Here is a 20,888-nt window from a genome sequence, read left to right as displayed (position 1 = left end):
GCCTGCATGGCAGCTTGGAGCTCTTGCTCTGCATTTAAAAAAATGTTCATGTCCTTCGAATTGGTTAGCAACTTTTTCGCCGTTCCGCAGATCACTCATGTGCTCAACGAACGTCTGCCAATTACGAAAGGGTGAATTGCCATGGCTCTTGACGATCAACCGAATCTGGGCAGCTGGTTTCTGCGATTCGACCGTTTCGGTGACACACATGCCGTTGCCGCTCAAAACAAGGACCAGTCCTGTGCGCTGGCGTCGATCAAGATGATCGTGTTCAAAATCAACAAGCTGAGCCCAGGAAAAAGTGCCTTTGCCTTGGAAAAAGACATCGAGAAGATCTATATGCAAGAGGCAGGCGAGGCGAGCCATGATTTCAATGCACAGGGCTCGCAGCGTAACGTCCAGGAAAAGGTTCTTAACCGATTAGGAATTGGTAGCTGGAAGTGGGAACAACCGATCGCCGCCAAAATTCCTCAGCTGCTCATCGACGCTGTTGGGGAGGAAGTGCTGGGTATGGGGCCGGTAATGAATACGATCCGTCATAATTATCCCGCGATTATCGGCTGCAATTGGAGCGGGGGAGGCGGACACGCACTCTGTGTCGATACGATCACAACGGTTCCCGGCATCGGTACATACGCGGCAATCTGCGATCCCTGGGACGCCGACGTCCATATCCAGAAAATCGATATCGGCCAGCCGATCACCTACATCCCCAAACAAGGGATTGGATTTAATCTTTGGGGCGATACTAAAGACGCAACCGATCGAGAAGCGCGTGCAAAACTGAACCAACCAATGCCTGCACCGCCGACCGGCACAATCACCGGCATCATCTACCGCACGTAAACACGGCAGCCGCACCAGAGCGGCCGCCGACTGACGCGGTGACGTTTGAGTCCCCCGAAAATCTTGTCTCGGGAACCGTTATGCCGTGATTCTTCGCGGGCGGTGGACTGTTCGTACGTCGACCCATTGCATGCCGGCCCGACGAGCGGCTTCGATTCCCAGGTCTGAATCCTCGTAGACTCGGCAGTAGGCGGGTTCCGCGCCAAGCCGCCGGGCCGCTTCCAGAAATACGTCGGGTTCCGGCTTGTGCCGTGTGGTGTCTTCGGCCGTGACCATCGTATCGAACCAACCCTCAAGGCCGATGTGGGCAACCTGTTTCGCGACGATATCGCGGAAGCCGCCGCTTGCGACCGCCATGGGGAGTTTTCCCTTGTTTTCCCGCACGATGGACGTGATGGCCGCGATTTCTTCGAGCAAATGCATGCTGTCGAGGAACACTTGTTCCTTTTCCTGAGCGATGGCGACGGCGTCGAGCGACAAATTCGCCTCGTCGGACAGCATTTGGATGATCTTGTCGCTGGGGATGCCTCCCAGCGAATAGAAACGGTCTTCAGTGAACTCGATCCCAAAACGTCGCATGGTTTGGTTCCACGCGACGAAATGAAGAGGCATCGAGTCGGTCAAGGTACCGTCGCAATCAAATATCAGAGCTTGAATCATCGGGCGGGCCAAGGTGTGGTCGTGATAAAGGTCAGAAAGCCGCGATGATGCGGCGCCAAGAACTCAATTCCGTCATGATCTTCGATTATTGAAAAACAAAAAAGGGGACGGGCACCGTGGACGGAGACAATCCCCTTTTTCAAATCGGGCCGACCGGCGATGGACATTTCCGAACGGCTTTTCAGGTATCGAACTCTTTCATTCAGTCATCGCGCAAGTACTTATCTTTACTGTAGATGAATTCTTGTCGATAGCCAACCGCTACGATTCGTTTTTGTCGACTGCGGAAATTCGACACGCCCTTTTGTCGGATTTCCTTGAGATCCGGTTGAAAGTACTTATTGACGATGACCGATCCGACAAATTGCAGCTCGCCCGAGCCGAATTACGCAAACCCCGTTTTGATATCCCAGATTTTCCCCCCGTTCGTTCGGGCATCGATCGACCGTCAGAGGAAGGCACGTCTTCAAAACATTTGTCAATTCGCCGATCAGGCAGGAAGAGACAGGTGCCGGAGACGCTGGGTCAGAGATCGCGGCGTCCTACTGACGATTTGATTCAGAACACCAAGACGAAAAGAGTATTGGGGATCAGCAGCGTTCCTGTCGTGAACAAGCGATTCGAGACGGCCTGAGGCTTCCTCCTGAATTCGAGTTAACAGACTCCGAAGTTTCCGGAACCTTGCGTCATGGCGATGGGTTCGACAAGTCGATCTTCACGGCGGAAGCGGTGGTCTTCAGAACGCTTTATGTTTACAGCTTGAGCCGACTCGCCAAAGAATCCGTTATTGGAACTGCCCTTCTCAGAAAGCTTGCCTTCAAAGAAACGTCGAGTCTCTAGCCTGACCGAAGGGATTGACACGAACCATCCAGGATGGGAAATCGGTGCGACGTTTCTGAAATTGCACCACGGACAATTCATCCATGACTTGGCGAAAAATGTCCATCGAGACCAAATAGGTGCCATACTTGCTCATTTCAGTGTAGGCGACTACCGATTTGAATCGACGTCGTTTCCATCGCGTGGGGGTGAACAATTCGGTCGCGGTCGAAACGCCAAAGCTCGCATGACTAAACAGACCGATCAGGCGCAAGCTTGTTAGGTGCGTCGAATTTTTGAATGGTTCGTAGTTGAATGTTGACCGCGTAGCTCGCGTTAAAACGCAATGTCTGCAATTTCCCCACCGGAAATCGTGCTCAGTGCGCGAAGCGAAGTCGTATCGATGTTGTTGCCGACGAATTTAACAGAGCCGTCAGCAAACAAGGCGTGCGCTCCCCCGGAGTGGCGACTGCGCATGCTCAGACGCTGGTATCCATGTTGGGCAGGCAAGTCCTGAGAATCGACATAGTATGCACTCATGGAATCGCCAACTGACGCATTCGGCGGAAGGTTTCCGCTGACGCAGCACATCGATCCAAACAGAATTAGTCCACGTAGATCAGGGCTTTTCGTACCTTGGCGCAGTTCTCCAACCAAAATCGTGTTGGATGCCCCATCGGTGATGTCGCGAAGCGAATGGGCGACTCCTTTGGTTGTGTCGCTCCATTCGAACGGTCCCGTCAGAAAGCTGGCTCCATAAATATCGTCCTGCTTCCAGTTGTTCGTATTCCCAATATTCACAGCGTAGTTGTATTGCGGCAGGTCCGCATAAAATGCTGCCGGAATATCGCTGGGACAGCGCATCAACGGGATTATCTGACGCGACAGCTCGATGTTCGCCGGCCAAATATAAGCTTCGTTCTCGTTCCAGGCGTGGTAGATGCTTCCCTGATCGATGTACGGCATCAATGCTCGCAACCAGCTATAGCCGCTGATGTCTGCATAACTCCCCGGAAAACCGCCATTCATATGCCCAATCGGAAATGAACGATTGACGTCGTGGTAATTGTGTATCGCGAGGCCAAGTTGTTTCAAATTGTTTTTGCACAGAGACCGTCGCGCGGACTCCCGAACTTGCTGGATTGCTGGAAGCAGCAAGGCAACCAGCAAGCCGATGATGGCCATGACAACGAGCAGTTCAATTAAAGTAAATCCAGATCGATAGGTCGCGGCGTTCACGTTTGTCTGGAATTGAGAATTCGGCAAAGAATGAGGCTTCATTGAATGAAGTGTCCTGCTTGAAAAATTGGTTCAAGCGACGATCCCACAAAGGCTCTACGACAGTCCCAAGTGAACGAGTCTAACGTTGCGTTTGTACAAGAGCAGACATTCAAACCTTTGGAGCGGACAGAGTCAACGTCCGTGAGCTCTGGTATCTGAGATGCGATGCATCACTGTGAATCACATCCCGTCTTGCGGCTTCGCAAAACCGAAGTGGCGTGCCTTGGGTGATGCCAACGGCAGGAATGTCCTGTCGAATTTCCAGTTACTCGATTTCTGTGGGGCCGTTTCGGATTGCGTCAAAGGCTGTCGATCTATACCGCGTGAGGCCCGTGGACTGTGTTCAATTCGCACTGTGTCCGACTCAATTAATGGCATTTGGAACTCAGCACTAATTGAAACTTCGAATTCGTGATCGACCGCGCCGGGTCAACGTTATCACGATCAAATCTGTAAAGCACAAGAAAAGCAAACGATGGGGAGAGTAAAGTCCCAGCCAATGCTCAGTGAAGTAGCCACTGCTTTACCCTCCCCATCAGAATGAAGACAAGCGTTCCAGCAGACCTTGGAAATGTCTTTTGCGAATCCGAGAGTCAATCGGTGTTATAAATTCCTGAGGTTCGACACCGTATCTGACACAATAAGGCTTCGAGCGAACAAGGTTCCGTAAGGAGTATGCCTGAGAGAAATATTTGCAAGTCCCTCCACCGGCGAACGCGAGAGATCTCATCGTGCTGCGATCAAAGACGAATTTGCAAAATCTACGGATAATCAACGCCGCTCCATGCTTAGCGGCCCTGTTGATCGGCAATGAACACATCTTTCTTTGGGAACTTCTCAAATAAGGCTGCGGGCATGCCGAAATTGGTGGCCAACACGTCCACTGGGTTACCTGCGATCCATTGTGAAAGATCGATTGCCTGATAGACGCCGGTGTTCAAACCGATGAGAATGCGACACGGTGTGCTTCCGATATTTTCAATCGAGTGTCCATATCCCTGCGGAATGTAAGCGACATCACCTTTCTCTAGTTCCTCTGTCCGATAGCGGCCATGCGAGCCGAACATCGAAACACTGATTTTCCCACTGATGACGTACTGCCACTCATCTGCCGTGGGATGCCAATGCAGTTCACGAAGGCTTCCCGGTTCAAGATCGAGAACGACGCCCGTGATGGTGGTTGAAATCGGAAATCGAGTGGAATCGACCCTCCATTCCCGCCCGCCTTTGAATTCTGCATGCGGAGCTTGTTCAAGAAGTTCGTATTTGTGAGTTTGCGGCGGAAGCTTCAAGCCTTGGAGTGGGGTCGCGGGCTTTTCGGGTGGCACTGCCCCCCGCGCGAAATAGACTTCCTCTTTTGGAAATCCATTGAATGCGGACTCGGGCAGGCCAAAATTTTTCGCGAGTAGCGACTTGGGAGCGTGGCCAATCCAATCCGAAATGCTGAAGGTGCCAAATTCCGAGAAGTATCCGTTGTCGAAGATCAGGATGAACTGGCAAGGCTCGTTGCCAAGACATTCGAGCATGTGACCATGTCCGCGCGGGAAGAACCAAACATCACCCGCATTGAAATCGTTCGTCTCAGAATTGCCATGCGGATCAATGACCGTTGTACGAACCCGTCCCTCTAGAACGAACGCCCACTCTGCCGCCGTCGCATGCCAGTGAAGTTCTCGCATTGCGCCCGGCTCGATTCTCATGGACACGCCCGCGATCCCTTTCGAGATCGGAAGTTGCTCAACAGTTGCTTCCTTTCCGAAGCTTTTTCCGATGACCTTACCTTCTGATTTCTCCAACGCGAATTTGAAAGTCGGTAGGTCTTTGCCCGACAGTGATGGGTCGGGGACATTGTTCATAAAACTTGTGTCACCGCCTTCCGCTTCTTCGCTCTTTAGGAATGCGGCGGTAGTGGCCGCGGCGAGAACGGCTGCACCTGTCAAAAATTCTCGACGGGCAAAGTTAGACATAGTAACTCCTTGGACGGAAGGTAGGTCAAACGGCCAATGATTCTGATCAAATTTCAACATGTTTCGACGCGATTCGTGAATGAAGAAATCTGTAAGCGATGAGGAACAATCGCAAGTGCCATGCCACTGGGAGTCGCGTCAACTGGGGCAATCTAGATTTAGCAGGTCTTCATGTGATTGATTCAGCTGCATGCTGAGTGCAGCTCGCCTGCCCTGGACATTTGCGTCAGTTCCTTGGGGAAGGAAAGGCCACGTTTGACTCCAGAACATGGTCTGGCAACTTCGCTGTTTCTGAGGAAACTCCCATCCAATCGAGAGCGCCACGAGAGGTGGAAGATGTTTTTCCTCGTCGGCCAATAATCCGCCTCACGAAGCCGATTTTCGCTGCCGGAATAACGCAAACATCAGATTGATCAAAACGATTCGTGAATCGCGAATTGACTGCCCGCTGAAATAAAAGAACCAACGGACCTGCCCTCGATATTTCAAAAAGTCTATTTAGCGTGCCTCGAGGGATCGTGCAGCTGACTCCGAGCATTGGGCGGTTCGGCTTTCCTTTTGAAAGCAGAAATGAAGATTTTTGTCTCCAAACGCAATCTGTCACCATTTCATTCATGACTTGAGCGACCGGTGGCAGTGGATTTGCGTATGCGGCCAGTACTTGGCCTCGGACATCACTTTCGGCAATCGCGTCGCCTCGCGACAGAACAACGCATTGGAATTGGCCAAGCGTCATCGGTCGTTGCTTGCCGAAAATTGTGGCTTTTGCGAGAGGGCATCGACGAATTTACTGATGGACCGTGATAAAACGCGACTCGATGGCGTTCGTGAAAGGCGTCGCGAGGGGGCGACATCGGACGCACTTGCATCAATGCATCTTCAATAATAAACGCGGGATATCTGTAGAGAAACGCGAGTTGGACCCGTCAGGACATTCGGGATCGTGTGATCCACGCCGTCGATTTCGCATGTGAAAAAGGATGAAAAATGACTGATAAACCTGGGCTATTCACCCCGATTACGATGGGCGAGCTGGAACTGCCAAATCGAATTGTCATGGCACCCATGACCCGTTCCAGGGCGGGAATCGCACGGCTGCCGAATCGCCTGATGGCCGAATATTATGCTCAGCGCAGTTCCGCGGGCTTGCTCATCTCGGAAGCGACGACGATCTCAGAGCAGGCGAATGGTTGGAACGAGTCGCCGGGAATCTATACCGATGAAATGGTGGAAGGATGGAAGTACACCACCGATGCGGTGCATCAGAACGGGGGCAAGATCTTCCTGCAGCTATGGCATTGTGGACGCGCTTCGCATAGCAGCTTCCACAATGGCACACTCGCTGTTGCTCCTTCGGCAATTAAGATCAATGAAGCGTCCATTCACACGCCCACCGGAAAGCAGGCGCACGAAGTCCCCCATGCTCTGGAAATTGGCGAGATTCAAAGGATTGTCGAGGACTATCGACGCGCCGCTGAACGAGCAAAGGCAGCAAACTTCGACGGAGTGGAGATCCATGGCGCCAATGGCTATCTCATCGACACGTTCCTTCAATCGAAAACGAATCACCGTGCTGATCAGTACGGTGGAAACATCGAAAACCGCTACCGGTTTTTGAAAGAGGTTGTCGAAGCGGTTGCGTCAGTCTGGACCAAAAATCGGATCGGCGTCCGACTGTCGCCAAACGGTGTGTTTAACGACATGGGGTCGTCGGATTTTCGAGAACAATTCAGTTATGTTGCCAGACAGCTCAATCAGTACAGCCTGTCGTATTTACATGTGATGGACGGGTTGTCCTTCGGTTTCCACAAGCTGGGCGAGCCGATGACGCTGCTCGAGTTTCGAGCGGCATTCCATGGTCTGCTGATGGGCAATTGCGGTTATGGCATGGAGGCGGCACAGAACGCAATTGCGGAGGGCCGAGCTGACTTCATTGCTTTCGGGCGCCCCTTCATAAGCAATCCCGATCTTGTCGCGCGATTCAAGAATGACTGGCCCCTGGCTGAAGAGGCGCCTGTGTCGAACTGGTATTCGCCCATCGGCGAGAGTGGCTATACGGACTTCTCGACATACCGGTAAACAGCACGATCCACAAAACATTTTCAATTGAGGAGAGAATATGTCTACGCGTCCTGGGCTATTTACGCCTATAAGAGTCGGCGCACTGGTCCTGCCCAATCGCATCGTGATGTCGCCCATGACCAGAATTCGTGCCGGAGCAGGATGCGTCCCTACTGAGTCCATGGTTCGGTATTATTCGCAACGAGCCTCCGCCGGCCTCATCATTACCGAAGGAACACACCCCAGCCCAATGGGACGTGGCTACACTTTTCCGCCTGGCCTGCATTCGGATGAACAGGCAGCGGGCTGGAGGAAAGTGACCGATGCTGTTCACGCAGCCGGAGGCCGCATCTTCGTGCAGCTCATGCACGCGGGGCGTGTATCCCACTCCTCTCTCCTGCCCGAACACGCCTTGCCCATCGCACCATCAGCGATTGCTGTCTCGGGCGAGGTTCACACATTCGAGGGAAAGCAGTCATTCGAGACCCCCAGACCTCTTTCAACCGACGAAATACCGATCGTGATCGACGAGTATCAGCGGGCGGCCGAATTGTCGATTACTGCGGGATTTGACGGCGTCGAACTCCATGCTGCGACCGGATATCTCCCCAATCAATTTCAAGTCACGGGTTCGAACCGGCGCACCGACGAATATGGCGGTTCACTGGAGGCCAGAACTCGCTTTACGTTGGAAGTGATCGAGGCGCTTTGTGGTGTGAGGGGTGCAGACCGCGTTGGGATTAAGATCGGTCCCGGGTTTACGGTCAACGACACTTTCGATGATAACCCCGCTGAAACGTACACGTACCTGGCACGCCGCCTCAATCCGCTCGGACTCGCTTATCTTCATGTTGGATATGATAGTGGATACGGCCGAGGGACTGCCCCACCGTTTAATTCGATCGATCTAATTCGGTCGGTCTTCACGGGGACGTTAATTGCCGTTGGTGGATTCAACAAGGCAACCGGAGATGCGGCCGTCAGTGCGGGCCGGGCGGACCTCGTCGCGTACGGCAGACCATTCATTTCCAACCCAGACCTAGTCGATCGTTTTCGGCTCGACGCGCCGCTCAACATTCCGGATGGGCAGACATTCTACGGTGGTGGCGATCATGGCTACACAGACTATCCGACTTTGTCCGAACAGGGGCGGCACTGATATTCCGTGAAATCTCATGGCTGCAATCGACGCAAGCGTTGGTGATTGCAGTGTTCAACGGAGACCGATTGGTCTCCACCGCGCGAAGATGAATCGATATTGAGGGGCCTTGTATTGAGCAACCCAAACCGCGGAATGGAGACGTTTATTGAAATGATTCGATGAAAGAATGGCAGCGTCCATGCGATTCCATAGGTCTCGCCTTGTCCTTCAGAGATGGAAATCGAAGGATAAACGTACTTCCTTTTCCGCGTCCAGGGCTATTGGCTTCGACAGTACCTCCGTGCGACTCGACCAGGGTTCGAACGATCAAAAGGCCGATCCCTGACCCGATCTCAGCCGATTTTCGTTCTCTTACAAAAGGATTGAAGACAAAAGGAAGGATCTCCGGAGAAATCCCAATTCCTGTGTCTTCAATCTGGAGAACAGCCTCTTCATTCTCGATCGAGACCGAAACAATAATCTTGCCACCTGTCGAGCAATACTTGGCGGCGTTGCTGAGAAGATTGTCGAGCAAGAGATCCAAACGGTCGGGGTCGGCCGCGATGACAACCGGTTCCGAGGTGGCATGAAACGTGATCGACAGTTCTTTCTTCTTAAAGTGATTACGTTGACGTTCAATAGTCGCGAGAGCGGCAACGGTCAGGTCCACCGGTCGAGAATGAAGTTTGAATGTCGAATGAGACGCCTGACAGAGATTCATGAGATCATCAGTCAGGGCGTCTATTTTTGCAGCGGACCTCTCCATCCCGGTGAGAATCCAACCAAGTGTGCCGAGATGGTTCTCGTTGCTTCGTATTGCGTCGATTGCCAGAAGGATGTCATGAAGCGGATTACGCATTTCGTGCAGGACCATTGCCAAAAACTCATTTTGAGAATCGACAAGCCCTGGAAACGTCGACGATTCCAGCTGCTTTTCGCAACTCGTCGATGGCCATGGGTTGAGTCTGTCAGACGGTTCACGTGACTGCCGATTTTGTTGAACTCGGTCCAATGAACTCTCTCGAAACGTGGTGTTTACCATTTCAATCCCCTGGCTGAAATCTTTGCATCCCGCCGCTCTGCGAGTTTCCAATCGCGAAGATGACGGATCGCAAAATATTCCTTGTGGCAGTGTGACACGCGATCCAACTGAGGTGCGATGACGGGCATCGTCTCGCAGACTAATACTGCGAAAATTTGAAAACCTAACGGCCGTAAAATTGAAATTTTTCGTGAATTTGAAGCGTGACGCGAAGTCCGACGTCGCTAGCGATTTCGAACCCGATTTCGGCAGCCAAGCCCCCCGCTGCAAGGCGGCAGACCCGGAACTTGCAACGGATGCGGTAAACCTCGTCTACCCCAGATCGCGGATCGTTTTCAGGTGGACATTCAGTCAGATAAAGCCCGCGATGAGCACGTTGCCTCCGAATGATGAACCTAAGTTTGCCCCCGAAAGCATCCAAAGCTCTCTCGTGACACACTTCAATACAATGATAAGAGCGCAGTTCGCACACTTCGTCTGGCCCGCCTCATTAAGCGTGCAGAGTGGACAGTTTCAACCCTTGAACCTCCTGATTGCTTTCTGCGACAAGGACTTACGCACAATCGCGACCAAAAACGCTGTGAGAATTGGCGCTTCCGTGCATTTAAGACGGTGGATATCATCGAGCTTGCAGTTATTGATCAAGCCGGGACAAACTGGCGGGGGGCAATTTGTTCTGTTGGAACTCGTTTGATGAATTGTCAATTCGTCTTCATCGGCGACTTCCCCCGCCGTTTCTGGAAGTCCATTTGATGCGTCCTGGCTCCTACACGAATTTCACTCTTTTGCAGCGTCTGCGGTTGGCTCCCGCAGATCCCATCGCTTGGGCAGAGTTTGTAAAATGGTACGGGCAAAAAATTTATGTGTGGTGCCGTGCTTGGGGCCTACAAGAGGCGGACGCACAAGACGTCACGCAAGACGTCTTTCTTAAGCTGTCCGGGCGGATGAAGGATTTCGCTTACGATCCGAGTCTCAGCTTCCGGGCCTGGCTCAAAACTGTGACGCTCCACGCATGGCAGGACCACATTCAGAAGCACCGCAGGTCTGGACAGGCGACGGGCAGCGATTTCGTACTCAATCAACTGGCTGCCATTGAGGCGAAGGACGATTTGTTTCAGCGTATGGAAGATGCCGCTCAACAGGAATTGCTCAAAGAAGCCGCTGCGCGTGTCCGGTTGCGAGTTGAGACGAGGACCTGGGAGGCATTCCAGTTGCTTGCATTACAAGACCGTACTGGAATCGAAGTGGCAGAGTTGCTCGGAATGAAAGTTGCGACCGTATTTGTCGCTCGTAGCAAGGTACAACGCATGCTTCGGGACGAGATCGCCCGATTGGATCGAGAATAAGTGAGTCGGCTGGAGTTTACTGGGGATCTGATGTGGAAGTATGTCCGTCGACGGAATTGCTCAAACGGTTAATCGAGGATGAGTCAGCCGAATCCGAGCTTCTACAAGTCTTGAATCACGTTGAGAATTGTTTGATTTGTCAGCAGGAACTTCAGTCGCAGTCGCTGCGAACCCCGGGGCCAGATCAAACACATCTTCGCATCGCGCTTTCTGATGTTGTGCGCGATGGCCCAGAAGCGGAAGCCGAAGCGTTTGTAGGACAACTCGCGATCAAGCCGGACAAATCAGGCGTCTCGAAACCCGACGTTCAAGGATACCGAATCTTTGAAGAAATTGGTCGAGGTGCTGCTGGCGTCGTGTATCGCGCCTTGCACTGCGAACTCGATCGATTTGTTGCTCTGAAAATGATCATGGCAGGCCCCTACTTGTCGTCACATGGGCGACTTCGATTTCGCCGAGAAGCCCAGGCCATCGCGAGACTCCAACATCCAAATATCATTCAAATTTATGACGTCGGCGATCAATTTGGCTTTCCCTACTTGGCTCTTGAATGGATCGATGGAGAGGACCTGGCGACCTGGCTAAATGGGGCACCGCGAGTGGCTAAAGAGGCCGCGCAAATCACACAGACTCTGGCAAATGCCGTCGATTACGCGCATCAGAATGGCGTCATTCATCGCGATCTAAAGCCCTCGAATATCCTGTTGAAAAAACAGAGAGACTTCAAAAGTGCGTCGAACCCCGCAAAAAGCGTAGATTTGCCTTGGGAGACCCTGAAGGTGACCGACTTTGGGTTGGCGAAGATCTTGTCCGCTGCGGGTATTGTTGAAGACAATATGACGCGTTCGGGTGAAATCATGGGGACTCCGGCTTATGTCGCACCAGAACAGGCTCGAGGCGATGCGACAGAGATTGGGCCGGCAACCGACATCTATTCGCTGGGAGTCATCCTTTATGAGTTGCTGACCGGTCGTCCGCCCTTCCAGGGGCCCACCCCTGTCGAAACAATGATTCAGTCCGCCCATCAGGAGCCAGTACCGCCGACGCGTCTCGTGGCAAATGTGCCATATGACGTGCAAACCATCTGCCTAAAGTGTTTGGAAAAAGACCCTCGACTTCGATATCTGACGGCCGCCGAGTTGGCCGCCGATCTGGGGCGTTATCTGCGCGACGAATCGATTCTCGCGCGTCCCGTTGGGATATCCGAGCGAACGCTCCGCTGGGTGCGGCGTCATCAATGGCTATCTGCAGCGATGGCTTCTGCTGCGATTTTGTTTGTCGCATTGATTGTTGGATCACTCGCTGCGGCAACTCATTTCCGAGCCATGGAGCATCGCCAACACCTTCTTGCTCTCGACAAAGGACGCCTTGCGGACGAACGAGAGGAGTCACGTCAGAAAGCGGTCGAAGCTGAAATTCGTGCCGAAGGTTTGCGGCACGAGGCCGAGAAGCAGGGCAAAGAGTTTCGGCAAAGTCTTTATCTCTCTCGAATGAACTCGGCCGGTCAAGCAGCTGCAGCGCCTGGTGGAGTCGGTCGTATCGGCGAAATCCTTGCCCCTTGGCAAACCAATCTTTGGGAATCCAGACAACAGGATTTGCGAAATTGGGAGTGGTACTACCTCAATGGTCTTTGCCATCGCGACACCATGACGTTGATGGGACATGCGGCAGGGGTGTCTGACGTTCAATGGAGCCCTGACGGAAAAAAGCTGGCATCGGCAAGCAGGGACGGAACAGTCGGGATCTGGGACGCCGCTGAAGGGTGGGAGCTTCTCGCGATCCCCGGCCACAGCCACGCTGCCATTCGGGCGGCATGGAGCCCGGATGGTCAACGAATCGTCTCGGCCAGCTTAGATGGAACTGTCAAGATCTGGGACGCCGAAAAAGGCCAGGAACTACTTACGTTTCGGGGACATACAGGATATGTATGGACTGCGGTGTGGAGTCCTGACGGGACGCAACTGGCTTCAAGCGGATCTGATGAAACGATCCAGATCTGGGACGCAAACTCGGGGACCAGTTTGCTCGTTATTAACGAGGGCACTCAAGCATTTTCCGATGTCGAGTGGAGCCCAGATGGCCAAAAGTTGGCGTCATGTAGTCGGGATTCGGAGATCCGAATTTGGGATTCTGGTACCGGCCACGCGTTGGTCTCTCTGAATGGGCACGTCAACGGAGTCAATCGGGTCAAGTGGAGCCCAGATGGTCGACGGTTAGCTTCTGGTGGAAATGATAGAACCGTCAAAATCTGGGACTCGAGCGGTAATCTTGAGCCCCTTACCCTTCAAGGCCATAGCGGAGTCGTGTGGACGGTCGCGTGGAGTCCTGACGGAACTCAACTTTCGACAGGGAGTGAAGACGAGACAGTAAAAGTCTGGTCAGTCAACGGAGGGCCCGCGGTCGCTACTTTCCGCGGACACTCGGCCTGGACAGTGGGAGTGGCCTGGAACCCCGATGGACGGAGGTTGGCCTCTGCTGGCTTCGATGGAATGATCAAGGTCTGGAATGCGACGGCGGGTCCCGAGACGCCGATACTCAGCGGCCATCAAGGTGCCGTGAAGGATGTCGCCTGGCGACATGACAATCAGCTTCTCGCTTCAGCCAGCACCGACCATACAATCTGCGTTTGGAATATCGCGCTGGGTCAAGTGGAATGCACCCTACGAGGGCACACAAGCGTTGTGAACTCGGTGACCTGGGAGCCGCGTGGTGCACTTTTGGCATCCGCTGGAGGAGATAAGACAATTCGAATTTGGGATGTCGCAGCAAATAAGATTTTAAACACGTTCAATGGTCACACTGCCGAAGTGCTTTCCGTGGTTTGGAGCCCAGACGGCCGATGCCTGGCGTCGGTCAGTGCAGATCAGACGGTTCGCATCTGGGACGCTGTTACGGGAAAAGAGAATCATGGTTTCCATGGGCACAGTGCTGGTCAATCAGTCCTCGCTGTCTCCTGGAGTCCTGATAGCACTCGGCTGGCAACGGCCTCGTCGGATATGACGGTCAAAGTGTGGGATGTATCGGCCGCTGTCGCCCTACACTCTTTCGAAGGACATTCGGGCGAAGTCCTCTCTGTGGCCTGGAGCCCAGAAGGGCAGTTCTTAGCCTCGACCGGAACTGATAAGACAATTCGAATTTGGAGTCTTGAGACTGGCAAATTAAGTCACACCCTCCGTGGACACACGTCGCAAGTGGTCTCTGTGAATTGGAGCCCTGATGGAATGCGACTCGCTTCTGTCAGTTGGGATCGGACGATTAAGGTCTGGGATGCACAGACTGGCGCAGAGGCTCTGAGTCTGGCATACAATGAAAGTGAAGCGAATTCTGTCGCATGGAGTCCCGATGGAATGTGCCTGGCCTCAGGTTGGCAGGATCACAAGGTTTTGATCCACGATGCGACGTCCGGATATGTTGCGGGGCGGGGGCGAAATTTTCTGCCGGTTCTGGACCGTCAACTTGCGGTAGATCCAAATCATTCAGCGGCCTGGAAATTGAAGGCCGAAATTCATGCTCAGTTGGAAGACTGGGACAATGCAGCCCATGATATCTCGAGGTATTTGGCACTGAATCCTGCGAAGCATTGGTTTGTACCCGTTTCCTGGGCCGCGGGTCCGTATCCCGAGGATTTGAACGCGGGGTTACCTGATGGACTCGACTTGACGAGTGGTGGATCTCTCGATGCGAGCGCCTTCAACACCCCGTTTTCCCAACCGCGTTGGCAGCCGATCTCGCTGTGCTCCAGTGGATATGTCAATTTCGGCTCGTTATTTGATCAGGCCGAACACATCTCGGCTTTAGCGAGATTGCGTGTGTTCTCACCCAAAAAGCAATCCGTCGCACTTCTGGTTGGCTCGGACGACCAGATGGGTTTGTGGGTTAACGGCGAACGAATCTACGAGCACTTGCACGTTAGAAGCGGTGGAGCGAATACGGATGCGGTTCAAGGCCATCTTGAAATGGGGTGGAACACCATTCTGGTATGCGTCAACAACACCCGAGGCCAACACTCGCTGTATTTGCGGCTGTCAAACGCACCTGCGGATCTCATACGAGCGCGGATCGTTACAGACCAATAGCCGTCCGAAAAAATGCGAAGGACAAGCCCCAGGTGTTCACGATGTGATGGCATTAGTGCGAACGCGGTCAGTCGCCGTCATTTCAACAAACTGCAACGCAGAATTGAGCGGCCAGTTTTTCACCTGAGGAAAAACGGACGCGCCGTGCGACTCAGTCGCGAATTCGCAATGAGGTGGCAGCTGGATTGCCCAACAGGCGAGATTGCCGCCATCAGCGCGAATCATGGTTTGATCAACATCGATCGGTTTGGGAAACCTGCGAAGGCGGCATTCAGGTTACGACAGCTCGCTCGATATCCTGCAAATTATGCTTCAATAATCCGGCAGAAGTGCTGGATTGCCCGGGGAATTCGGCGCTGAATGCTGCGGCGACCTGAAAGTCATGTCTGTCGAACCGCGGACTTCTATGGCGGCCGTCATTCACTCATCGCGCGTTCGGCCACGTTACGAATCTCTCCGGCGCGAGCCGTCAACGATACGGTTCGAAAGTGTGGCGCGCATCTTGCATGGAGGGCGATTGCGAGTGCGTTCGCTCTAGGCTCTTAGGGGTCAAGAAGACGAAAAGGCTTGTTGAAAGAAAGAGCATTGGGCCCCTCGAATTCACGAATTCATGGTGTTTTTGAATCGAAATAGATGCCGCTTGCCGTGCTTTCAACAAGCGATCACCGCAATCGAAGTCACGAACATTGACACACTTTAGATCAATCAGGAGTTCACGATGAGCAAATCAAGTATTGCAAACATCCTCTCAACCGCAGCCCCACTGACTCGACAGAACGCTCCTGAGATCCAACCATTTGGTACATTAGTATCCATGCCGATTGCGCTTGCTGAGAGCAGCCGTCGAGTGAGCACCGACAATCTGAATCAGCTGCTGGCCGACACAATTACGCTTCGCGATCTTTACAAGAAACACCACTGGCAAGTATCGGGCCCGACATTCTACCAGTTACACCTGCTATTCGATAAGCACTTCGGTGAACAGAACGATCTGGTGGACCTGATCGGTGAGCGAATCATGACACTGGGCGGCGTCGGTATCGCCATGTCGGCAGATGTCAGCGAAATGACATTAATTCCGCGTCCGCCAAGAGGGCGCGAAGAAGTGCCAGTCCAAATCTCTCGACTCCTTCATGCACACGAAGTCATTCTCCAGGAAGCTCGGACGATGGCACGGCAAGCAACTGAATCTGGCGATGACGGGACGAATGACCTTCTCGTCAGCAGCGTGATCCGAACGAATGAATTGCAGGTGTGGTTTGTCGCCGAACACATCGTCGACTCGCCTCTTGTCCGTGCTGACGAACAGTCATGATGAACCCGCACTTCTCGCGACGGTCGATGATCTGAACAGTTCGACAACGTATCCATCCTCGTAGCCACAGGCAGGAGTCGGTTTCCATGGGAACTTTTCTAACAAAAGACGGCACTCAGCTCTACTTCAAGGACTGGGGTAGCGGACAGCCAGTCGTATTCAGCCACGGGTGGCCGCTCAGCGCGGACGCATGGGAGGACCAAATGAACTTTCTTGCGTCAAACGGATACCGCTGCATCGCACATGACCGCCGCGGGCATGGCCGATCAGGTCAACCTTGGAACGGCAATGATATGAACACATATGCAGATGACCTGGCAACGCTCGTTGAGACTCTCAATTTGAATGGAGTGATTCACGTGGGGCATTCGACGGGTGGCGGTGAAGTCGCCCGTTACGTTGGTCGACATGGTACAAAGCGCGTGTCAAAAGCCGTTTTGATTGGTGCAGTACCTCCCTTGATGCTGAAAACAACGACCAATCCATCCGGATTGCCGATGGAGACGTTCGATCAAATTCGATCGGCCGTACACAACGATCGTTCGCAGTTCTTCAAGGAACTCACAACGGCGTTCTATGGATATAACCGTCCTGAGGCAAATGTGTCGCAAGGCGTTCGCGATGCCTTTTGGCTTCAAGGCATGATGGCCAGCTTTAAAGCCGCATACGATTGCATCAAGGAATTCTCTGAGACGGACTTCACCGAAGACTTGAAGGCAATCGACGTCCCTACCCTTATCCTTCATGGCGACGATGATCAGATCGTTCCGATCGGCGCTTCCGCATTGCGTTCGAATCAGCTCATCAAGAACGCGACACTCAAAGTCTACGTCGGTGCACCTCATGGTCTATGCACGACTTTGAAAGATCGTGTCAACGCGGACCTTCTCGAATTTTTCAGAAAATAGAGCACGATGAACCAACTGGGCATCCTTATGTCGTTCGCGTCTCACTCGAGGACTTCTTGCTGACGGCCTTTGAGCCAGGTCTTCAATCGATGTCAATGGTTCGCGCAGGTATTCAGCAGACGGACAATACGAGGCGTACAAGAAGCATTCGGAATACATCTGTTTCAGTCTTCACGGACCTGCGTCACATCTCAGTGCGGTTTGAGAAGCAACACAGTGAGATGTGACGTTACACAAAAGCAATACCTTGGTACGCGATAGAAGTCCAGGACTCCGCTTCTGCGCTCATTGCAGCGATCTTTACTCGCTGGCATTTCGGCGTCAGACAGCGGGAGCGGCTACTTGTTTCAGTGGATGTGCGCCCAGGAGCGACGTTGTCAGAGAAGATCGTCGTGTAGTCGCAGGAAGCCCAAGACGTTACATAAAATCGCACACCGCCCTGCCACCAATGCGATTGCCAACTTCGTCCAATGTTCCGAGCAATCGTTTTTAGAGAACGGCGATCGCAATCTGATGGCTTTTGTGACGATGACGATCTTGTGTTTATGCGTTTCGCGTCATGCCTTTCGTTTCATCGACGTGAGGGAGTTTCTGTCAATGGTGGGCAATCGACTGATGCTGTCGATGGGCGTTTTCACGCGACGAACATGTGTTGATCGATCATGACTCACTGCTACGGTTGAACACCCGAACCTCTAATGAGCCAATTCATCATTTGATTCGGTTGATGGAGTTAAGCCATCACATCCACGCGGACGCACACCGCAAAGGCGTTGAACTGTCGCCTCGGTTCTGCGTCACACTCGCAGTCGTTCTAATTGTCGAGCATGCTTTGAAACGTGCAATGGTTTGCCACGGCCACGCTCGCTTCGGCATCCGATCATTTTGCTAAAGCACGGCCTGCTTCGCTACGTGAATCACGTCGGTCGAACCGTTTGTAAAGATCCTGGGTCGCCATGGAGAGTAAAGTTCGAGACTCGGCAGCAACGTCGCGCGGACGCGAAACGCTGTTTATTCTTGAGCAGTTTTGCTTGAGATTGAATTCTTACCTCCGAATGCTCGCACGGTGTCGCGTTGGGGACGGTGACTTCGTGACAATTCATACTGGCGTTTTAGCTCACTCCTCCCAAAGCTCTGGTAATCTCCGCTTGTTAGTGATGCGAGGAACGCGATGACATCGTCGATGTCCTGTTCGGACAGCGCGAGTGGTTGAATGTCCTTGTCAAGCCACGGATTGCTCAGACCAGCCCCCTTATTGTAGTGATCCAGTGCATCCCAAAGCGTTTCTTGTGAACCGTCGTGAAAATATGGCCCCGTTACGAGCACATTCCGCAGGTTCGGAGTTTTGTACGCCGCCGTATCGGCGGTGCTTTTCGTGATCAAGAAACGCCCCAGCGACGAGAAATCGGTCCCGATCGCTCCGTCGTCGATCGCTTTCGAGTCACCAGAGGCAACTAGCTCTTCGGCACGGAGTGCCAGTTCACCAATTTTGTGCCTGATAATCCCAATGCCAATGTTGTGAAAGTCATTGTCTTGGAAATAGGTCACGTCTCGTTCGGTGTCCGTCAGTGCGTGACACAGGTTGCAACGCGCCTTCGTATTGAAAAGCTCCCAGCCTCTCTTGGAAGACTCATCAATCGCGTTCTTGTCGCCATTGATGAAGTGATCGAATGGCGAATCAAACGCAACGAGCGTTTTCTCGTAAGATGCGATCGCCTGCAATAAATCCGTGGCATTAACGGACCTGCCGAACGCATTCTGGAATTCCACTCGATACTCTTTGACGGCGGCGACCTGGGACACCACTGCATCCAGCCCGGGTTGTCCCATCTCCAAAGGATTCACGAGTGGCAGGGATGCCTGTTCCTCAATCGACTTCGCCCGACCGTCCCAGAATTGAAATTTGTTGTAGAGAGCGTTTAGTACGGTTGGAGAGTTACGTTGACCAATGCGGCCATGAATCCCAATGGACGTGGCTCGGCCATCGGTAAATGCCCGAGCTGGATCGTGACAAGTGGCACATGATACAGTCCCGTTCGCCGACAATCTGCCATCGAAGAACAGTTTTTGTCCGAGCGCGATCATCGCTTGGCTATGAACGTTATCGCTTCCTTGCAGAGACCGAGTGGCCGCGATCGGAAGTCCCGTTTGCTGCAACGATCGGGGATCGGCAAGTCGTCCAGGTTCAGGAAGTGGTGGGACTTCGCCAGCAAGGATAGACCCCTTGCCATCCCCAGTGGCTCGATCACTCGCTCTCTTTTCTTCACTATGCAAGTGGATTCCGCCGAACACCGTCACGACGATGAGAACCGCCGAACATGTCCCTTTCCATATCGACATCGCTTCTTGCTCCTATCCAGACGCTGTATTTACGTCCATCCATTTGAATGGTCCATGATTCGGAAACCGCATTTAGCAACTCCCGCGCCGTGTGCTTCGCGACTGAGCTTCAGAACCAAATGGTCAATCGAACCTGGTTTCTCGCGGTTTGAAGATGTGCGATTGGACATCGCCGACCGGTCGGCGATCCCGGCTGATTTCGCCGTTGATGGCTTTCCCTGCTTGCATCCGGTCGACGGACCAAGTCGTCATCAGCTGGCGTCAATGATCAATTTGCCTAAACTCCAGTCTCACCCGTCGGACACACTTTCAGCCACGCGGGAAATGTTGATGCCACTTTTCGAATCGCGCAATTCCTGAATCGACTCAGTCGCCGTTTATGATGCGAGTCCGTGGCGGGATCCCGGCCTTGAACTGATCGATTCGCAGGACCAGACATAAATGGCATGTGGATTGCTGATCGGCTGACGGCGCACTTCCGCTGGAGCGCAAACGCGGAAGCGTCGGGTGCTACGTCGGCAGGAGATCGCGTTTGAGGCAACAATTCGAGGATCGTGTGAAAATGAAAATTAGACCCTCGAAGTCACGAGCACGTCGATCTATCAGGCGTGGATACTGCTTTTGCCTGACGTCTGGCCCGTCTACGCAGTTTTCGAATCAGATCACGATAGGGCTGTCGCTCTAGCCTTTTGTTGTCGACTCTGTCGCCTTTCAACGGTTGATGACTTGGTCTCACTTGATCACTTCTTTGCGAGCTCGTGACGGTTTGCGCAGAAGCATCACTCTCCCAAGAAGTCCGAGATGCGACAGACTTTAGGAATGCGAATTTGGATACTATGAGAACTGAAGTACGTTTGTTTGCCCGGCTACGGGAGTTGGCAGGAGCCGATTCCGTAGTCATCGAGATTCAAGCACCAGCTCGAATTCTGGAGCTAAAGCAATCGCTGATTAAAAAGTATCCGGAATTTTCAGTTTATGTTGATCACCTTCTGTTTGCGATCGGGACTCGTTACGCAGAATGTGATACCGCCCAAATCAGCCCGAACGATGAAATTGCGTGCTTCTTGCCTGTGAGTGGAGGCTGAT

General features: G+C 53.0%; 15 protein-coding genes and 1 pseudogene. 10 read left to right on the top strand and 6 right to left on the bottom strand.

Features of this window, described 5'->3' with window-relative positions:
- The first annotated feature begins 261 nt into the window (after positions 1–261).
- Positions 262–846 carry a hypothetical protein gene (locus OSO_RS0102630; protein WP_193378326.1) on the top strand — a complete coding sequence of 195 codons (585 nt, stop codon included), beginning with the start codon at positions 262–264 and terminating at the stop codon, positions 844–846.
- Positions 847–924: 78 nt separating this feature from the next.
- Here the strand turns inward: OSO_RS0102630 and OSO_RS41880 are convergent, their stop codons facing one another.
- Complete coding sequence (locus OSO_RS41880; protein ID WP_010582004.1) at positions 925–1,506, bottom strand: HAD family hydrolase; 582 nt, start codon at positions 1,504–1,506, stop codon at positions 925–927.
- 88 nt (positions 1,507–1,594) lie between these two features.
- Here OSO_RS41880 and OSO_RS0102615 point away from each other — a divergent pair, with 88 nt between their 5' ends.
- Positions 1,595–2,140: a hypothetical protein gene (locus tag OSO_RS0102615; RefSeq protein ID WP_157604969.1), complete on the top strand. Its 546-nt coding sequence runs from the start codon at positions 1,595–1,597 to the stop codon at positions 2,138–2,140.
- A complete protein-coding gene (locus OSO_RS52465) occupies positions 2,089–2,346 on the top strand; it encodes a recombinase family protein (protein WP_083842763.1) in 258 nt (85 codons plus the stop codon). Before OSO_RS0102615 ends, OSO_RS52465 begins: the two co-directional genes overlap by 52 nt.
- Before the next feature lie 315 nt (positions 2,347–2,661).
- Here OSO_RS52465 and OSO_RS0102605 read toward each other — a convergent pair whose 3' ends face one another.
- Complete coding sequence (locus tag OSO_RS0102605) at positions 2,662–3,606, bottom strand: DUF1559 domain-containing protein (protein ID WP_010582001.1); 945 nt, start codon at positions 3,604–3,606, stop codon at positions 2,662–2,664.
- 788 nt (positions 3,607–4,394) lie between these two features.
- Positions 4,395–5,573, bottom strand: a complete 1,179-nt coding sequence (locus OSO_RS0102595) for a cupin domain-containing protein (RefSeq protein WP_010582000.1) — start codon at positions 5,571–5,573, stop codon at positions 4,395–4,397.
- A 987-nt stretch (positions 5,574–6,560) separates the two neighbouring features.
- Between OSO_RS0102595 and OSO_RS0102580 the strand changes: the two genes are divergently transcribed.
- Positions 6,561–7,652, top strand: a complete 1,092-nt coding sequence (locus tag OSO_RS0102580; RefSeq protein WP_010581998.1) for an alkene reductase — start codon at positions 6,561–6,563, stop codon at positions 7,650–7,652.
- A gap of 40 nt (positions 7,653–7,692) precedes the next feature.
- Positions 7,693–8,793 (top strand): alkene reductase, encoded by a 1,101-nt coding sequence (locus OSO_RS0102575; RefSeq protein WP_029246562.1) that lies wholly within the window; start codon positions 7,693–7,695, stop codon positions 8,791–8,793.
- Positions 8,794–8,938: 145 nt separating this feature from the next.
- On the opposite strand, the gene OSO_RS0102570 is transcribed toward OSO_RS0102575, so the two are convergent.
- On the bottom strand, positions 8,939–9,496 hold the full coding sequence (locus OSO_RS0102570) for a sensor histidine kinase (protein ID WP_237729248.1): 558 nt from the start codon (positions 9,494–9,496) through the stop codon (positions 8,939–8,941).
- A 3-nt stretch (positions 9,497–9,499) separates the two neighbouring features.
- Positions 9,500–9,817: pseudogene (locus OSO_RS52460) on the bottom strand (histidine kinase dimerization/phospho-acceptor domain-containing protein); the annotation flags it as partial.
- A 752-nt stretch (positions 9,818–10,569) separates the two neighbouring features.
- Here OSO_RS52460 and OSO_RS0102555 point away from each other — a divergent pair.
- The 4 genes from OSO_RS0102555 (at position 10,570) to OSO_RS0102530 (ending at position 17,462) form a co-directional block, all read left to right on the top strand.
- Positions 10,570–11,163 (top strand): RNA polymerase sigma factor, encoded by a 594-nt coding sequence (locus OSO_RS0102555; RefSeq protein WP_010581994.1) that lies wholly within the window; start codon positions 10,570–10,572, stop codon positions 11,161–11,163.
- A 32-nt stretch (positions 11,164–11,195) separates the two neighbouring features.
- On the top strand, positions 11,196–15,239 hold the full coding sequence (locus OSO_RS47355) for a WD40 domain-containing protein (RefSeq protein WP_010581993.1): 4,044 nt from the start codon (positions 11,196–11,198) through the stop codon (positions 15,237–15,239).
- Positions 15,240–15,957: 718 nt separating this feature from the next.
- The gene (locus OSO_RS0102535; protein WP_010581991.1) at positions 15,958–16,554 is read left to right on the top strand and encodes a Dps family protein; all 597 of its coding nucleotides are present in this window, start codon (positions 15,958–15,960) and stop codon (positions 16,552–16,554) included.
- An 86-nt stretch (positions 16,555–16,640) separates the two neighbouring features.
- A complete protein-coding gene (locus OSO_RS0102530; RefSeq protein ID WP_010581990.1) occupies positions 16,641–17,462 on the top strand; it encodes an alpha/beta fold hydrolase in 822 nt (273 codons plus the stop codon).
- 1,011 nt (positions 17,463–18,473) lie between these two features.
- Here the strand turns inward: OSO_RS0102530 and OSO_RS0102520 are convergent.
- Positions 18,474–19,802 (bottom strand): cytochrome-c peroxidase, encoded by a 1,329-nt coding sequence (locus tag OSO_RS0102520; protein WP_010581989.1) that lies wholly within the window; start codon positions 19,800–19,802, stop codon positions 18,474–18,476.
- An 836-nt stretch (positions 19,803–20,638) separates the two neighbouring features.
- Here OSO_RS0102520 and OSO_RS52455 point away from each other — a divergent pair.
- The gene (locus OSO_RS52455) at positions 20,639–20,887 is read left to right on the top strand and encodes a MoaD/ThiS family protein (protein ID WP_010581987.1); all 249 of its coding nucleotides are present in this window, start codon (positions 20,639–20,641) and stop codon (positions 20,885–20,887) included.
- Position 20,888: the final 1 nt, after the last annotated feature.

The sequence above is a fragment of the Schlesneria paludicola DSM 18645 genome, assembly GCF_000255655.1.
Classification (GTDB): Bacteria; Planctomycetota; Planctomycetia; order Planctomycetales; family Planctomycetaceae; genus Schlesneria; species Schlesneria paludicola.
The sequence above is the reverse complement of the archived record's forward strand: the minus strand, read 5'-3'. Positions and strand labels throughout refer to the sequence as shown.

Excerpts from the sequence above, each read along its gene's own strand:
- OSO_RS0102630 (WP_193378326.1), top strand. The coding sequence starts at position 262 with ATGATCGTGTTCAAAATCAACAAGCTGAGCCCAGGAAAAAGTGCCTTT.
- OSO_RS41880 (WP_010582004.1), bottom strand. The coding sequence starts at position 1,506 with ATGATTCAAGCTCTGATATTTGATTGCGACGGTACCTTGACCGACTCG.
- OSO_RS0102605 (WP_010582001.1), bottom strand. The coding sequence starts at position 3,606 with ATGAAGCCTCATTCTTTGCCGAATTCTCAATTCCAGACAAACGTGAAC.
- OSO_RS0102595 (WP_010582000.1), bottom strand. The coding sequence starts at position 5,573 with ATGTCTAACTTTGCCCGTCGAGAATTTTTGACAGGTGCAGCCGTTCTC.
- OSO_RS0102580 (WP_010581998.1), top strand. The coding sequence starts at position 6,561 with ATGACTGATAAACCTGGGCTATTCACCCCGATTACGATGGGCGAGCTG.
- OSO_RS0102575 (WP_029246562.1), top strand. The coding sequence starts at position 7,693 with ATGTCTACGCGTCCTGGGCTATTTACGCCTATAAGAGTCGGCGCACTG.
- OSO_RS0102570 (WP_237729248.1), bottom strand. The coding sequence starts at position 9,496 with ATGAATCTCTGTCAGGCGTCTCATTCGACATTCAAACTTCATTCTCGA.
- OSO_RS0102555 (WP_010581994.1), top strand. The coding sequence starts at position 10,570 with ATGCGTCCTGGCTCCTACACGAATTTCACTCTTTTGCAGCGTCTGCGG.
- OSO_RS0102535 (WP_010581991.1), top strand. The coding sequence starts at position 15,958 with ATGAGCAAATCAAGTATTGCAAACATCCTCTCAACCGCAGCCCCACTG.
- OSO_RS0102530 (WP_010581990.1), top strand. The coding sequence starts at position 16,641 with ATGGGAACTTTTCTAACAAAAGACGGCACTCAGCTCTACTTCAAGGAC.
- OSO_RS0102520 (WP_010581989.1), bottom strand. The coding sequence starts at position 19,802 with ATGTCGATATGGAAAGGGACATGTTCGGCGGTTCTCATCGTCGTGACG.
- OSO_RS52455 (WP_010581987.1), top strand. The coding sequence starts at position 20,639 with ATGAGAACTGAAGTACGTTTGTTTGCCCGGCTACGGGAGTTGGCAGGA.